Genomic DNA, 15520 nt, shown 5'->3' on the forward strand with positions numbered 1-15520 from the left:
CCGGCGTTCCGTCGCTTTCGGCGCGGCGCGCACTCTGTAGTAGCCCTTGGCTTCCGCTAACACTCCAAGGCCAACGCCGGGCGCAAGGCATGGGCTCGCGCGCACGCTATCCAAGTTGGGAGTCTGCTCCCGTACCGAAGCGGCGGCCTGGATATCGGCCGGTCGGGTATCGGTGGATGGGCGGGTGGTCAGGAGCGCGGAATTTCCGGTGGTCAGCGGACTGCATCGTATCGCCGTGGACGGCGCGGAAATCGGTCCGGGTCTGCGCCGCTATCTGGCGCTCAACAAACCGCGCGGACTGGTGACCACGGCCAAGGACGAGCACGGCCGCGACACGGTTTACCGATGCTTCGACGGCGCCGGCCTGGGCTGGATCGCGCCTGTCGGCCGCCTGGATAAAGCCAGCGAAGGGCTGCTGCTGTTCACCAACGATCCCGAATGGGCCGCATCCATCACCGATCCGGAAACCGGACCGGACAAGACCTATCACGTGCAGGTCGACCGCATTCCCGATGCCGCCTTGCTCGAGCATCTGTCGGCGGGCGTGGCGGCGGAAGGAGAACATCTGCGCGCGAAGTCCGCGCGGATGCTGCGCCATGGGGAAAAGAACGCCTGGCTGGAGATCGTGCTGGAGGAAGGCCGCAACCGGCAGATCCGCCGCCTGCTGGCCGAATTCGATATCGGCGTGTTGCGTTTGATCCGCATCGCGATAGGCGGCCTGGCTCTGGGCGAATTGCCCAAGGGGAAGTGGCGAAACCTTTCGGCGGAAGAAGCTGCCGCGTTAGCGCCCGCATCGTCATTGCCGTAGGAGCGGCGTAGGAGCGGCGTAGGAGCGACGTGAGTCGCGATGAAGGTTTATCGGCAAAGCCCCATCGCGACTTACGTCGCTCCTACGAAAATATCTACGCCTATCAGCTTTTGATGACGCCCAGTTCGCGCCCGATCAGGATGAAGGCATCGATCGCGCGGTCCAGGTGTTCGCGCGTGTGCGCCGCGCTCATCTGCGTGCGGATGCGGGCCTGGCCCTTGGCCACGACCGGGAAGAAGAATCCGATCGCGTAAATGCCTTCCTCCAGCAGCCGCTCGGCGAAGCGCTGCGCTAGCGGCGCGTCGTACAGCATCACCGGGCTGATGGGATGCACGCCCGGGCGGATGTCGAAACCGGCGGCGGTCATCTTCTCGCGAAAATAGCGGGTGTTGTCCGCCAGTCTTTCGCGCAGCTCGCCTGCCGAAGAGAGCATGTCGAAGGCCTTGATGCCGGCGGCGACCACGTGCGGGGGCAACGAGTTGGAGAACAGATAAGGACGCGAACGCTGGCGCAGCAGTTCGATGACTTCCTTCTTGGCGGTGGTGAATCCGCCCAGCGCCCCGCCCATCGCCTTGCCCAGCGTGCCGGTGACGATGTCGATGCGGTCCAGCACGCCTTTGACCTCGGCCGAACCGCGACCGGTCGCGCCCAGAAAACCGGTGGCGTGGCATTCGTCGATATGCACCAGCGCGCCGTATTTCCTCGCCAACGCCGTGATTTCGTCCAGCGGCGCGATGAAGCCGTCCATGGAGAACACGCCGTCGGTGGTGATCAGTTTGGTCTTGCAGCCCGCCAACTCGGCGGCCTGCAATTGCGCTTCCAGGTCCGCCATATCGCAATTGGCGTAGCGGAAACGCTTGGCCTTGCACAGGCGCACGCCGTCGATGATCGAGGCGTGGTTGAGGGCGTCGGAGATCACTGCGTCGTTTTCGCCCAGCAGCGGTTCGAACAGGCCGCCGTTGGCGTCGAAGCAGGCGGCGTAGAGGATGGTGTCCTCGGTGCCGAAGAATTCGGCGATCTTCGCTTCCAATTGCTTGTGCAGATCCTGGGTGCCGCAGATGAAGCGCACGCTGGCCATGCCGAAGCCATGCGTATCCAGCGCGTCCTTCGCCGCCTGGATGATGTCCGGGTGGTCGGCCAGTCCCAGGTAGTTGTTGGCGCAGAAATTCAGCACTTTGCGGCCGTCGGCCAGCTCGATCTCGGCGGACTGGGGGCTGGTGATGACGCGTTCGGCCTTGAACAGGCCCTGGGCGCGGATGGCGTCCAGTTCGGCGACGTAATGCTGGGTGAGGCCGGGCTGAGTCTGCGGGTCGGACATGGCAAGTCGCACAAGGGGAAAGACTGCCAGTTTAACAATTCGCTGCCCGACCAAGCTCGGCGGTGCCGGGCTTCATGCCGATCCGACATAAGCCGCGTGCCTTAAGTCATTTCTCCTGGGCAATGTGCATGCGCAGCATCAGCACTCTCCTCCAACTCCCTATTCAGGAATCTATCGATGCCACACCCGACCTCGCGCGCAGTCGCCAGAACCCGCAGCCCCTGGACTCTGGGCGCGCTGGCCTGCGCGCTGGCGTTTCCGGCGTGGGCGCAGAACACCTTGACCGTGGAGCAACTGCAACAGCGACTGGAAGCCCTGGAGCGACGGGTGGGCGGGGCGGCTGCGGCCGAGCAGGGGGAGCCGAATCCTGAGCCGGGGCTGGCCGATCTGGACCAGCGCCTGCGCATCCTGGAGCGCAAACTGGAACTGCAGCAGGAAGAGCAGGTGGCCAAGGCCAAGGAAGCGCCGGTGATCGCGGTCAACGACAAGGGCGCTTCCTTCAAGTCGGCCAATGGCGACTACGAAATCAAGATCCGCGGCTTGCTGCAAGGCGACGGCCGCTTCTTCCTGGATGGGGTGCCGGCAGGCAACAACGACACCTTCCTGTTGCGCACCGCGCGGCCGATCATCGAAGGTTCGCTCGGCAAGCTGGTGGGCTTCCGCTTCACGCCGGAATTCGCCGGCGACAGCGCCAGCATCGTCGATGCCTATGTGGACCTTCGTTTCGACCCCGCTTATACCGTGCGCGCGGGCAAGTTCACTTCGCCGGTGGGACTGGAGCGCCTGCAATCCTCGTCGGCGTTGTCCGATGTGGAGCGCGCGCTGCCCAGCGAGCTGGCGCCCAATCGCGATATCGGCGTGCAGCTGCAGGGCGACGTGGCCGAAGGCCGCTTCGGCTACGCGATCGGCGTGTTCAACGGCACCGTCGACGGACGCGATGCGGTCACCACCAATCCCGACAACGAGTTCGAATATGCGGGACGCGTGTTCTTCGAGCCGTTCAAGAACGACGCCAACGCGTTATCGGGTCTGGGCTTCGGCATCGGCGCCAGCGTCGGCGACAAACAGGGCAGCGGCGCCAATTTCCTGCCGCGCTACCGCACGCCCGGCCAGGTGCAATTCTTCAACTACCGTGCCGCGGCGTTGGCCGACGGACAGCACAGCCGTATTTCCCCGCAGGGTTACTACTATCGCAATGCATTCGGATTGCTTGCCGAGTACATTGTCTCCAAGCAGGAAGTCAGCATAGGCGGCGTGCGCGAGGAACTGTCGAACAAAGCCTGGCAGGCGACCGCCAGCTACGTGCTCACCGGCGAGGACGCCAGCTACCGTGGCGTGGTCAAGCCCTCGCGTCCATTCAGTCCGGGCAAGGACGGATGGGGCGCCTTCGAGCTGGTAGGCCGTTACGGCGTGCTGGAAATCGACGAAGACGCATTCCCGTTGTTCGCCGACCCGGCAGTGTCCGCCAGTGAAGCCTCCTCCTGGACGGTAGGTCTGAACTGGTATCTCAGCAGCAACCTCAAACTGGTATTGAACTACCTGCATACCAGCCTGGAAGGCGGCGCAGCGGGTGGCGCCGACCGCGAAGACGAGAAAGCCGTGTTCACACGCCTGCAAGTAGCCTTCTGAAAAAACCGGAGCCATTCCTATGAATCTCGCCTCTATCCCATTGCCCCTCCGGACCTTGCTGCTCGCCTTCGGCCTGACCGTCGCCGCGGGCGCCTTGGCCAAGGACGTGAAGCTGCTCAATGTCTCCTACGATCCCACCCGCGAGCTCTATCGCGATTTCAACGCCGCCTTCGCCAAGGACTGGCAGCAGAAGAAAGGGCAGAAAGTCGAAATCGAAACCTCGCACGGTGGCTCCGGCAAGCAGGCGCGCGCGGTGATCGACGGACTGGAGGCCGACGTGGTGACGCTGGCGCTGGCCTACGACGTGGATTCCATCGCCCAGCGCGCCAAGTTGTTCCCGGCCAACTGGCAGAAGCGCTTGCCCGAGAACAGCTCGCCGTACACTTCCACCATCGTGTTCCTGGTGCGCAAGGGCAACCCGAAGAAGATCAAGGACTGGCCCGACCTGCTGCGGCCCGGCGTCGCGGTGATCACGCCCAACCCCAAGACTTCCGGCGGCGCGCGCTGGAACTATCTCGCCGCGTGGGCGTACGGGTTGAAGATTTTCAAGGGAGATGAAGCCAAGACCCGCAACATGGTGCGCGCGCTGTTCCGCAACGTGCCGGTACTGGATACCGGCGCACGCGGCTCAACCACCACGTTCGTGCAGAACGGAATAGGCGATGTGCTGCTGGCCTGGGAAAACGAGGCGTTCCTGTCGATCGAGGAACTGGGCCCGGACAAGTTCGAGATCGTCGTGCCAAAACTGTCGATCCTGGCCGAACCGCCGGTGGCGCTGGTCGACAAGAACGTCGACAAGCATGGAACCCGCGAAGTGGCGCAGGCCTACCTGCAATATCTTTACTCGCCGGAAGGGCAGAAGATCGCCGCCAAGCACTACTATCGTCCGCGCTATCCTCAATATGCCGACCCGGCCGACGTCGCGCGCTTCCCGAAAGTCGAACTGGTGACCATCGACCAGGTATTCGGCTCATGGGCGCAGGCGCAGGCCAAGCATTTCGCCGAGGGCGGCGTGTTCGACCAGATCCAGTCGGAGAAATAATTGGCAGCAAGCTCACCTTTGCCGTCCGCCAAGCGGGCACGACGCAGTCGCGTGGTGCCCGGTTTTGGTTTGAGCCTGGGCGTCACCCTGACTTGGCTGTCGTTGATCGTGCTGATTCCGCTGGCCGGTTTGCTGCTGAAGGCCGGCGGCCTGGGCTGGCAGGGTCTGTGGCAGATATGGACCGAGTCACGCGTGCTGGCTGCGTTGAAGCTGAGCTTCGGCACCGCACTGGCCGCCGCGGCTTTCAATGCGGTGATGGGCACATTGGTGGCCTGGGTATTGGTGCGCTACCGGTTTCCCGGCAAGCGCGTGTTCGATGCGATGATCGACCTGCCATTCGCCTTGCCCACCGCTGTGGCCGGCATCGCGCTGACCTCGTTGTACGGGCCCAATGGCTGGGTCGGCCGCTGGTTCGAAAGCGTCGGCGTCAAGATCGCCTACACGCCGCTGGGCATCACCCTGGCGCTGGTGTTCATCGGCCTGCCATTCGTGGTGCGGGTGGTCCAGCCTGTGCTGTCCGAAGTGGAGCGCGAGCTGGAGGAAGCCGCCGCGACCCTGGGCGCCAGCCGCTGGCAGGCGGTGCGGCGGGTGATCCTGCCGGCACTGTGGCCGGCGATCGTGACCGGCTTCGGCCTGGCCTTCGCGCGCGGCGTCGGCGAGTACGGGTCGGTGATCTTCATCGCCGGCAATCTGCCGGGCCTTACCGAAATCGCGCCGTTGCTGATCACTTTCAGGCTGGACGAATACCAATACGCCGACGCCGCGGCCATCGCCCTGGCGATGCTGCTGCTGTCGCTGCTGATGCTGCTGGCCATCAATGCGCTGCAGGCGAAGCTCTCACGGCGCGGACGTTAAGATGAGCGAAGCTATTTCCGCCGTCATCGCCCTGCCGCCCGAGACCCTCTTGGTGACACCCGCCAACGCCCGTCGTACCAACGCGACTCCCGCGATCACCGAACCGCGCTGGGTGCAGCTGCTGTTGATCGGCGCCGCGCTGCTGTTCCTGCTCGGGTTCCTGCTGCTGCCGCTGGTGCTGGTATTCGCCGAAGCGCTGGGCAATGGCGTGCAGGCATTCGTGAATGCGATTACCGAAACCGATGCCCTGGCCGCGATCGAGCTCACCTTGCTGGTGACCGCGATCGTGGTGCCGCTGAACCTGGTCTTCGGCATCGCCGCGGCATGGGCGATCAGCAAGCACGAGTTCCGCGGCAAGCGCTTGCTGGTGAGCCTGATCGATCTTCCCTTCGCGGTCTCGCCGGTGGTGGCGGGCCTGGTGTTCGTGCTCATCTTCGGCGCGCAAGGCTGGGCCTGGCCGTTGATCGAGGAAGGCTGGCATTTCGACCTCCCATTGCTGGGCGCAACCACGCTGCAGTTGCCCAAGATCATCTACGCCGTGCCGGGCATCGTGCTGGCGACGGTGTTCGTCACCTTCCCCTTCATCGCCCGCGAGCTGATGCCGCTGATGGAGCAGCAGGGCACCGACGAAGAACTGGCCGCGTTGAGCCTGGGCGCCAGCGGCTGGCAGACGTTCTGGCGCGTGACTCTGCCCAACATCCGCTGGGCGCTGCTGTACGGCGTGCTGCTGTGCAGCGCGCGCGCGATGGGCGAGTTCGGCGCGGTATCGGTGGTATCGGGACATATCCGCGGCCGCACCAACACGCTGCCGCTGCATGTGGAAGCGCTCTACAACGACATCGGCCAGAGCCATGGCGCCGCGTTCGCGGTCGCCTCGCTGCTGGCCATCACCGCACTGATCACGCTGGTGGTCAAGGCATACCTGGAATGGCGGCATGGCGAATCGCTCGCCGCCAATCATCGTCATTGAGGCCGCACCCATGACCATCCGCATCGAAAACCTCAGCAAGCGCTATGGAGACTTCACCGCGCTGGACGACATCAGCCTGAACGTGCGCGATGGCGAATTGCTGGCGCTGCTGGGTCCCTCCGGTTCCGGCAAGACCACCTTGCTGCGCGCGATCGCCGGCCTGGAACAGGCCGATGGCGGCCGCGTGCTGCTGGGCGGCGAAGACGCTTCGCAGTTGAGCGTGCAGGCCAGGCGGGTGGGCTTCGTGTTCCAGCACTACGCGTTGTTCCGGCACATGAACGTGCGCGAGAACATCGCTTTCGGCCTGCGTGTGCGCCGCGGCGAAAAGCGCTGGCCCGACGCGCGCATCCGCGAACGGGTCAGCGAACTGCTCTCGCTGGTGCAGTTGGAAGGACTGGAATCGCGCTTTCCGTCGCAACTCTCCGGCGGCCAGCGCCAGCGCGTGGCGCTGGCGCGCGCGCTGGCGATCGAACCGCGGGTGCTGCTGCTGGACGAACCCTTCGGCGCATTGGATGCGCAGGTACGCCGCGACCTGCGCCGCTGGTTGCGCGAGATCCACGACCGCACCGGACTGACCACCGTGTTCGTCACCCACGACCAGGAAGAAGCGCTGGAACTCGCCGACCGCGTCGCCATCCTCAACCAGGGCCGCATCGAGCAGTTGGGCAGCCCGGCCGAAACCTACGACGAACCGGCCAGCCCGTTCGTGTATTCCTTCGTCGGCGCGGTCAATCGGTTGCCCGGGTACTCAACGCAAGGGCGCCTGCAGGTCGCCGGGCTGGATCTGGACCTTCGCGACAAACCGGAGTTGCAGGGTCCGATCGAACTTTATGTGCGCCCGGAGCATCTGGCGGTGACCGATTCGGGCGATACCTGGCTGGCGACCGTACTGGCCAGCCAGCGCAGCGGACCCAGGCAGCGGTTGTGGGCGCGTCTGCAGGAAGGCGATGCGGAAGTCGAGGTGGAACTGCCCGGAGGGGCGGGGCTACCGGCCTATCCGACGGGTTCCCAGATCCGGCTGGCACCATCGCGATTCGGCGTGTTCGCCGCGGAGAAATAGTTCCATCTGAAAGCATCCGAAGTTTTGCGAGAACTTTACGGCGCGGACACTTGACGACGCGAATGTTGCGTCGCAATATCAATTCGGTTAAAAAATCGTGAACCTGCGATTGCGCTTTTGTTTAAACCCGCGCCGAAGCCCACCGTCCACTTAGGAGAACCCGGATGAAGCCAGTCAAACTCAGTATTGCCCTAGCGGTCGCGTTGTTGGCGACGCCGTTTGTGTCGTTTGCTCAAGAAGCCGAGGCGCCTGCCGCCGAAGAAGAGGCTTCGTCGCCTTTCAGCGCCACCTTCGCGGTCACCTCCGACTACGTGTTCCGCGGCGTGTCGCAGACCGATGAAGGCCCTGCCTTCCAGGCGGGCGTGACCTACTCGGCGCCCTTCGGCCTGTATGCGGGTATCTGGGGCTCCAACGTGGATTTCGGCGATCCGGATCCGGAAGCCGGCATTCGCGGCCCGAACTATGAGCTCGACTATTTCGTCGGCTGGAACAAGGACCTGAGCGACGCGTGGAATCTCGATCTCGGCGTGACCCGCTACGCCTACGAGGACGACAGCAGGTTCTACGGCAACATCAACTACAACGAATACATCGCCAAGCTGACGTGGAGCGGTCCGGTGACGATCGGCGGCATCCTTGCCTATGCCGATGACTACGGCAATGCCGATATCGAAGAAGTCTATAGCGGTCTGTCTGCCTCGTACGACATCGGCGAAAGCGGATTCTCGCTGGGCGCCACGACCGGTTATACGTCGCTGGAATATCCAAGCGACGGCGGCCGTGTCGATTACTTCGATGGTTCGGTCACGCTCAGCAAGAGCTTCGGTCCGGCCACCGCCACGGTGGGTTACTACGACACCTTCGGTTCCGATGCCGACGAACTGAAAGATGGTTCGGACATCTACGACGATCGCGTGGCGGTGACCATTACCGTCGCGGTGCCGTAAGCGGTCGCTACAAACCGCTAGAGCAAAAAAACAGAAGGGCGCCGAAAGGCGCCCTTCTTTGTAGCCGTGCTGGTGAGCGCGGAACCTGCGTCAATTCCAGCAGCAGGTCGGGGCTACGCCCCCGACACCCGGGAAGGTCGGTTCACGCGTCGGCCACGTAGAGTCAACCGCTCAGTTCCAGCTCAATACCACCTTGCCGGCCTTGCCCGCTTCCATCAGGTCGAAGCCCTTCTGGAAATCGTCGATCGGCATCTGGTGGGTCAGCACCTTGCCCAGCGGAAAACCGCCCAGCACCAGCTGCGTCATCTTGTACCAGGTCTCGTACATCTTGCGGCCGTAGATGCCCTGCACGGTGAGGCCCTTGAAGATGATGCGGTCCCAATCCACGCCCGCACCCTTGGGCAGGATGCCCAGCAGCGCGATCTTGCCGCCGTGGTACATGCAATCGAGCATGTCGTTGAAGGCGGTCGGGTTGCCGCTCATTTCCAGGCCCACGTCGAAGCCTTCCATGTGCAGGTCGGCCATCACGTCCTTCAGCGACTGCTTGGCCACGTTGACCACGCGGGTGGCGCCCATGTCGGCGGCCAGCTTCAGGCGGAAATCGTTGACGTCGGTGACCACCACGTTGCGCGCGCCGATGTGCTTGCAGATGCCGGCGGCGATGACCCCAATGGGGCCGGCGCCGGTGATCAGCACGTCCTCGCCGACCACATCGAATTCCAGCGCGCAGTGCGCGGCGTTGCCGTAGGGATCGAAGAACGCGGCCAGCTCGCTGGGGATCTGGTCGGGAATCGGCCACAGGTTGCTGGCCGGCATCACCATGTATTCGGCGAAGGCGCCATTGCGGTTCACGCCGATGCCCACCGTGTGCGGGCACAGGTGCGGACGGCCGCCGCGGCAGTTGCGGCAATGGCCACAGACGATGTGGCCTTCGGCGGAAACGCGCTGGCCCAACGCATAGCCGCTGACGCCCGGACCCATCTCCACGATGCGGCCCACGAACTCGTGGCCGATCACCAGGCCCGGTTTGATGGTGCGCTGGCTCCAGTCGTCCCACAGGTAGATGTGCAGGTCGGTGCCGCAGATCGCGGTCTTCTCCAGCTTGATCAGCACTTCATTGGGGCCGGGCTGGGGCACGGGCACCTGTTCCATCCAGATCCCTTTGCCCGCTTCCCGTTTGACCAGTGCTTTCATCGTTTGCGCCATGACGGTGCAGGCCCTGCCTTGAGAGAGGGCGCGAATTATACGCCGCCGCCCATGACCGGCCGTTGGTCCTCCCTGCCATAATCATGGAGTCGCCGGCAAACAGGCTGGCTACAATCCAAAGTCCATGATCTGCAAGGAATTGCCCGTGCGTTTGAACCTGCTTGCCGTTTCGCTAGCCGTCGCCCTTGCGGCCCAGACCGGCACCGCCCAGGCCGCCGAAGGCATGTGGGTGCCACAACAGCTTCCCGAAATCTCCGGGCCGCTGAAAAAGGCCGGCCTCAAGCTCAACCCCAGGCAACTGGCCGATCTGACCGGCGACCCGATGGGCGCGGTAGTGGCACTGGGCGGCTGCACGGCAAGTTTCGTTTCCCCGGGCGGCCTGGTGGTCACCAACCACCATTGCGCTTACGGCGCCATCCAGCTGAACTCGACAGCGGAGAAGAATCTGATCAAGCAGGGCTTCAATCCGGCTACGCCCGCCGATGAAGTCAGCGCCGGCCCCAACGCGCGCATCTACGTGCTCGATTCGATCAAGGACGTCACCGCCGAGGCCAAGACCGCCATCGGCTCGGCCGGAGACGATCCACTGGCGCGGACTCGCGCGCTGGAAGCGTTCGACAAAAGACTCACCGCCGAATGCGAAGCCGAAGCGGGCTTCCGCTGCAAGCTCTACAGTTTTTCCGGCGGCAATACCTATCGCCTGTTCCGCAATCTGGAAATCAAGGACGTGCGCCTGGCCTATGCGCCGCCCAGCGGAGTGGGCAAGTACGGCGGCGAAATCGACAACTGGATGTGGCCGCGCCATACCGGCGACTTCGCTTTCTATCGCGCCTATGTGGGCAAGGACGGCAAGCCGGCCGCGTTCTCCAAAGACAACGTGCCTTACCGGCCGAAGCACTGGTTGAAGTTCGCCGACAAGGCGCTGGGCGAGGGCGATTTCGTGATGGTGGCCGGCTATCCGGGATCCACCAACCGCTACGCGCTGGCCAGCGAATTCGACAGTACCGCCAGCTGGACCTATCCGACCATCGGCAAGCACTACAAGAACCTGATCGCATTGGTGGACGCGGCAGGCAAGAAGAATCCCGATATTCAGGTCAAGTACGCCAGCACCATGGCCGGCTGGAACAACACCAGCAAGAACTACGAAGGCCAGTTGGCGGGCTTCGAGCGCATCGATGCCGCCTGGCAGAAGCATGCCGATGAAGAAGCGGTCCTGGTGTGGCTGCGCGGCCGCGGCGCGCAGGGAAATGCCGCGCTGGCGGCGCACGACAAGCTGATCGAACTCGGCGAGGCGGCCAAGACCACGCGCGAACGCGATCTGGTCGTCGGCCAGCTCAACAACACCGCGATGCTGGGTACGGCGATCCAGTTGTACCGCCTGTCCATCGAACGCGAAAAACCCGACGCCGAGCGCGAGGCCGGCTACCAGCAGCGCGACTATCCTTCCATCGAAGGCGCACAGAAACAGCTGGAGCGGCGCTACGTACCGGCGATGGACCGGCAGTTGCAGCAGTATTGGTTGCGCCAGTACGTGCAGCTGCCTGCAGCGCAGAGAGTGGCTCCGATCGACAAGTTCCTGGTCGGCGGCAAGGAGCAGAACCTCACCCGTGCGCTGGATCGCCTCGCCAAGACCAGGCTGGGCAGCACCGACGAGCGCATGAAATGGTTCAAGGCAGACCGCAAGGCGTTCGAATCCAGCACCGATCCCGCCATTCAATACGCCGTCGCGGTGATGCCTTCGCTGCTCAAATTCGAGGAGGAGCGCAAGACGCGGGCCGGCGAGGCCTTGCTGGTGCGGCCGGTTTATCTGCAGGCGGTGGCCGATTACCGCAAGAGCAAGGGCGAGTTCGTGTATCCAGACGCCAACCTTTCGCTGCGCATCACTTTCGGCAACGTAGTCGGTTACCAGCCGAAGGACGGAGTGGAATACACGCCGTTCACCACCGTCGAAGGCGTCGCCGCCAAGGCGACCGGCGCGGAGCCGTTCGACGCGCCGCAGGCCTTGCTCGATGCGGTCAAGGCCAGGCGTTACGGCGGTTTGGAAGACAAGCGCCTGGGCACGGTGCCGGTGGATTATCTGTCCAATCTGGACATCACCGGCGGCAACTCCGGTTCTCCGGTACTGGATGCGCACGGCAAGCTGGTGGGGCTGGCGTTCGACGGCAATTGGGAGTCGGTCAGTTCCAACTGGGTATTCGATCCGAAAATGACGCGCATGATTTCCGTCGATGGCCGCTACCTGCGCTGGATCATGCAGGAGGTCTACCCGGCGCCGCGATTGCTCAAGGAAATGGGTGTGGCGCGCTGACCGGCACGGGTATCGTCCCGCCAAGGGCAGTCGATTGCCTCAACTGCCGGACCTGAGCTTTGGTTTGTCGGCGCGCTGCGGCGCGTTCTTAGGTCATGGCGCTTTGGGTTTGTCGCGGCGCGGTATCATTCGCTCCCGTCGTCGTTTCAACCCTTGGAACGCCCGGCTTCACTTCCCCCACGGAACCACTCCCGCATGCGCATCCTGCTTGCCCGCCACGGCGAAACGCCGTGGAACGCCGAAGGCCGCTACCAAGGCCAGATCGACATCCCGTTATCGCCCATCGGCGAGTCGCAAGCCGCCGCGCTGGGCGTGCGCCTGGCGGATGTGGATATCACCCGCGCGGTGGCCTCGCCGCTGTCGCGCGCGCGCCGTACCGCAGAACTGGCCCTGGGCGAAGCGCGCGTGCCTATGCTCGCCCTGGATCCGGACCTGCAGGAAATCGCGCACGGCGAATGGGAAGGCTTGCTGGCCAGCGAGATCAACGACAAGGATCCGGCACGGCTGCGCGCGTGGCGCGAAGAGCCCGAAACCGTGCTCATGCCCGGCGGCGAATCGCTGCGCCAGGTGCTGGACCGTTCCTGGCAGGGCCTGGCGCGCGCGGCCGACGGCCTGGGCGAGGGCGACACGCTGCTGGTCGTCGCGCACGATGCGGTCAACCGTGTGATCCTGTGCCGCATTCTCGGCCTGCCGTTGTCCAAATTGTGGAGCTTCCGCCAGGCGCCGACCACGCTCAATCTGTTGGAAGGCCCCGACGTGGACCACTTGGAAATCGTCCGCCTCAACGATTGCGCACACCACACGCCGTTCTTCGGCGAAGCGGTGCACCGGGCGCTGTAAGTCCATGGCGCGCACGCTACAGGAGTGGCTCGATTACATCGAGCAGCAACACCCCAAATCCATCGAACTGGGCTTGGAGCGCACGCGCGAAGCGGCGGAGAGGCTGTCGCTGGGCAAACCCGCCGCGCACGTCATCACCGTTGGCGGCACCAACGGCAAGGGCTCCACGGTAGCGTTCATCGAGGCCATCGCCCACGCGGCAGGATTGAAAGTCGGCACCTACACTTCGCCGCATCTGCTGCGCTACAACGAACGCGTGCGCATCGAGGGACGCGAGGCCAGCGATGAAGAACTGGTCGCTGCGTTCGAAGCGGTGGAGGCGGCACGCTCGAGCCCCTCTCCCATCGGGAGAGGGGTTGGGGTGAGGGTACGGCGCAGCGGGGATTCCCCAGCTGTCGGACAAAAACCATCCTCACCCAACCCCGTATCAAGTACGGGGCAGGCTCCTCCCCTTGAAGGGGAGGGCTCAGACATACCGCTCACCTATTTCGAATTCGGCACGCTGGCCGCGCTCTGGCTTTTCCAACAATCGAATCTCGACCTGGTAGTGCTCGAAGTCGGCCTCGGCGGCCGCCTCGACGCGGTCAACATCGTCGATCCGGACGTCGCCGTCATCACCACCGTCGATATCGACCATGTCGACTGGCTGGGCAACGACCGCGAAAGCATAGGCTTCGAGAAAGCCGGCATCGCCCGCGCCTGGAAGCCGCTGGTGCTGGGCGAAAGAGATTCGCCTTCCAGCGTACTGCGCCACGCCTACGCCATTGGCGCCAATGCAGTGCGGCTGGGCAGCGACTTCATCCATGAGCCTGTGGATGAATCGCACTGGCGCTGGCGCGATGCCGGTTTCGAGATCGAACTGCCGAATCCGAAGCTCAGCGCGCCGGTGCAGCGCGCCAACGCGGCGACCGCAATCGCGGCATTGCGCGCGCTGGATATCGAGTTGCCAAGCTCCGCATTCGCCGCAGGTATTGCTTCGGCAACGCTCCCCGGAAGATTGCAACGCTTCGACCTGCATGGCACGCCGGTGATCGTGGACGTGGGCCACAATCCGCAGGCCGCGCGCGAACTGTCGGCATGGCTGCGGGCCGAACCTGTGCCTGGACGCACACTTGCCGTGTTCGCTGCGCTGGCCGACAAGGACGTGCAGGGCGTGGTTGCAGCGCTTGAGGGCGAAGTCTCGGATTGGTTTCTCGCCAGCTTGGAAAGCGTGGGCACGCGCGGGCAATCGGCGGATGAGCTGGCGTCGAAGGTCAGCGGCGCGGCAGCCGCGGGCTCGCGCCACGCCGACGTGCGTGCCGCGCTGCAGGCAGCTCGAGCGCAGGCGCATGCGGAAGATCGAATACTCGTATTCGGCTCTTTCCACACCGTTGCCGAAGCGCTGGCGATCCTGCATTCAGGTCAATGATGGAGAAGCCGTTTCGCGGCACCGTATAATTCGCACGGCATTCCCGCCGCGTCGTTTTGCGAGCCCGCATGGATACCGCCCTCAAACAACGCCTGATCGGCGCCGTCGTCCTGGTGGCGCTGGCGGTGATCTTCCTGCCGATGCTGATCAAGGGCCCGGCGCCCGACAGCGGCGTATCGGACGTACCGCTGGAGGTGCCGGCCACGCCAGGAGGGCAGTACGAAACCCGCGAACTTCCCTTGGTGGCGCCCGGCAACGCCCCGGCGGGCGGTGTGGTGGGCCTGGATGAGAAGCCGGCCGCCGCGCCGGCAAGCGCAAGCGAAGCCGTTCCGCTCGGTACTGCCCCAGCCCCCGCAGCGGGCGTCATGCTGCCGGCCAGCACCGCAGGCGGCAACTACGCGGTCAATTTCGGCGCTTACGCCACGCCGGCCGACGCCGACGCGGTGATCGCACGCCTCAAGCAGTCCTCGCTTCAGGCTTTCCGCGAACCCGCCACCATCAACGGCAAAACCGCCTACCGCGTGCGTATCGGACCTTACGCCGAGCGTGCCGATGCCGAAGCAGTGCGCTTGCAGGCTTCGCAAGTGCGCAGCGACGTGAAAGCGCAGGTGGTGACGCTGGATGCCGCTCCTGCAACGGCACCCGCATCGACCTCGGTGCCGCTGGCCGCGACCGCGCCGCCGGTAACCACGCAAACCTTGCCCGAATCTCCTAAACCCGCACAGACCCCGCCTGCGGCAACTCCGAAACCGGTGGCTACGGCGCCGAAACCGGCGGTCGTCACGCCCAAGCCGGCCGAGCCGGTGGCCAAGCCGGCAGAAACTCCCAAGCCAGCCGCCGCCAATGTAGGTTTCGCCGTGCAGCTCGGCGCCTTCTCCAAGGCCGCCGACGCCAATGCCTTGCGCGACAAATTGCGCGCCGGCGGTTTCAGCGCTTTCGTCGAACAGGTCAAGACCGACAAAGGCACGCTGAGCCGGGTGCGCGTCGGTCCGGTCGCCAGCCGTGCCGACGCCGACAAGCTGAAGGCGCAGGTTGCGGCCAAGGTGGGCATCAACGGCATGGTCCGTCCGCATCCGTGATCGCCTGACACGTGACCGGGGCCCAGGGATGAAAGGCCGACTCGCAG

13 protein-coding genes are annotated in these 15520 nt (G+C 64.5%); 11 read left to right on the forward strand and 2 right to left on the reverse strand.

Going from position 1 to position 15520, the window contains the following annotated elements:
- Positions 1 to 46 precede the first annotated feature (46 nt).
- The gene (locus BLR66_RS17795) at positions 47 to 808 is read left to right on the forward strand and encodes a pseudouridine synthase (RefSeq protein ID WP_093289996.1); all 762 of its coding nucleotides are present in this window, start codon (positions 47 to 49) and stop codon (positions 806 to 808) included.
- 103 nt (positions 809 to 911) lie between these two features.
- On the opposite strand, the gene kbl is transcribed toward BLR66_RS17795, so the two are convergent.
- Positions 912 to 2126, reverse strand: a complete 1215-nt coding sequence (gene kbl, locus BLR66_RS17800; protein ID WP_093289997.1) for a glycine C-acetyltransferase — start codon at positions 2124 to 2126, stop codon at positions 912 to 914.
- A gap of 177 nt (positions 2127 to 2303) precedes the next feature.
- Here kbl and BLR66_RS17805 point away from each other — a divergent pair, with 177 nt between their 5' ends.
- From BLR66_RS17805 to BLR66_RS17830, 6 genes are all read left to right on the forward strand, one after another.
- Positions 2304 to 3755, forward strand: coding sequence for an OprO/OprP family phosphate-selective porin (locus BLR66_RS17805; protein ID WP_093289998.1), 1452 nt, complete (start codon positions 2304 to 2306; stop codon positions 3753 to 3755).
- Positions 3756 to 3774: 19 nt separating this feature from the next.
- Positions 3775 to 4797, forward strand: a complete 1023-nt coding sequence (locus BLR66_RS17810) for a sulfate ABC transporter substrate-binding protein (RefSeq protein WP_093289999.1) — start codon at positions 3775 to 3777, stop codon at positions 4795 to 4797.
- Between the two features lie 18 nt (positions 4798 to 4815).
- Positions 4816 to 5652 (forward strand): sulfate ABC transporter permease subunit CysT, encoded by an 837-nt coding sequence (gene cysT / locus BLR66_RS17815; protein ID WP_093290000.1) that lies wholly within the window; start codon positions 4816 to 4818, stop codon positions 5650 to 5652.
- A gap of 1 nt (position 5653) precedes the next feature.
- Complete coding sequence (gene cysW / locus BLR66_RS17820) at positions 5654 to 6622, forward strand: sulfate ABC transporter permease subunit CysW (RefSeq protein WP_093290001.1); 969 nt, start codon at positions 5654 to 5656, stop codon at positions 6620 to 6622.
- A gap of 10 nt (positions 6623 to 6632) precedes the next feature.
- The gene (locus tag BLR66_RS17825) at positions 6633 to 7682 is read left to right on the forward strand and encodes a sulfate/molybdate ABC transporter ATP-binding protein (RefSeq protein WP_093290155.1); all 1050 of its coding nucleotides are present in this window, start codon (positions 6633 to 6635) and stop codon (positions 7680 to 7682) included.
- Between the two features lie 164 nt (positions 7683 to 7846).
- Positions 7847 to 8629, forward strand: a complete 783-nt coding sequence (locus tag BLR66_RS17830) for a TorF family putative porin (RefSeq protein WP_093290002.1) — start codon at positions 7847 to 7849, stop codon at positions 8627 to 8629.
- 171 nt (positions 8630 to 8800) lie between these two features.
- On the opposite strand, the gene tdh is transcribed toward BLR66_RS17830, so the two are convergent.
- Complete coding sequence (gene tdh / locus BLR66_RS17835) at positions 8801 to 9835, reverse strand: L-threonine 3-dehydrogenase (RefSeq protein ID WP_176943958.1); 1035 nt, start codon at positions 9833 to 9835, stop codon at positions 8801 to 8803.
- A 145-nt stretch (positions 9836 to 9980) separates the two neighbouring features.
- Between tdh and BLR66_RS17840 the strand changes: the two genes are divergently transcribed.
- The 4 genes from BLR66_RS17840 (at position 9981) to BLR66_RS17855 (ending at position 15473) form a co-directional block, all read left to right on the forward strand.
- Positions 9981 to 12146: a S46 family peptidase gene (locus BLR66_RS17840; protein ID WP_093290156.1), complete on the forward strand. Its 2166-nt coding sequence runs from the start codon at positions 9981 to 9983 to the stop codon at positions 12144 to 12146.
- A 195-nt stretch (positions 12147 to 12341) separates the two neighbouring features.
- Entirely contained in the window at positions 12342 to 12986 is a 645-nt protein-coding gene (locus tag BLR66_RS17845; RefSeq protein WP_093290004.1) for a histidine phosphatase family protein, read from the forward strand.
- Between the two features lie 4 nt (positions 12987 to 12990).
- A complete protein-coding gene (locus tag BLR66_RS17850) occupies positions 12991 to 14394 on the forward strand; it encodes a bifunctional folylpolyglutamate synthase/dihydrofolate synthase (RefSeq protein WP_093290005.1) in 1404 nt (467 codons plus the stop codon).
- Between the two features lie 68 nt (positions 14395 to 14462).
- The gene (locus BLR66_RS17855) at positions 14463 to 15473 is read left to right on the forward strand and encodes an SPOR domain-containing protein (protein ID WP_093290006.1); all 1011 of its coding nucleotides are present in this window, start codon (positions 14463 to 14465) and stop codon (positions 15471 to 15473) included.
- Positions 15474 to 15520: the final 47 nt, after the last annotated feature.

This window comes from Pseudoxanthomonas sp. CF125 (genome assembly GCF_900104085.1).
Taxonomy (GTDB): Bacteria; Pseudomonadota; Gammaproteobacteria; order Xanthomonadales; family Xanthomonadaceae; genus Pseudoxanthomonas_A.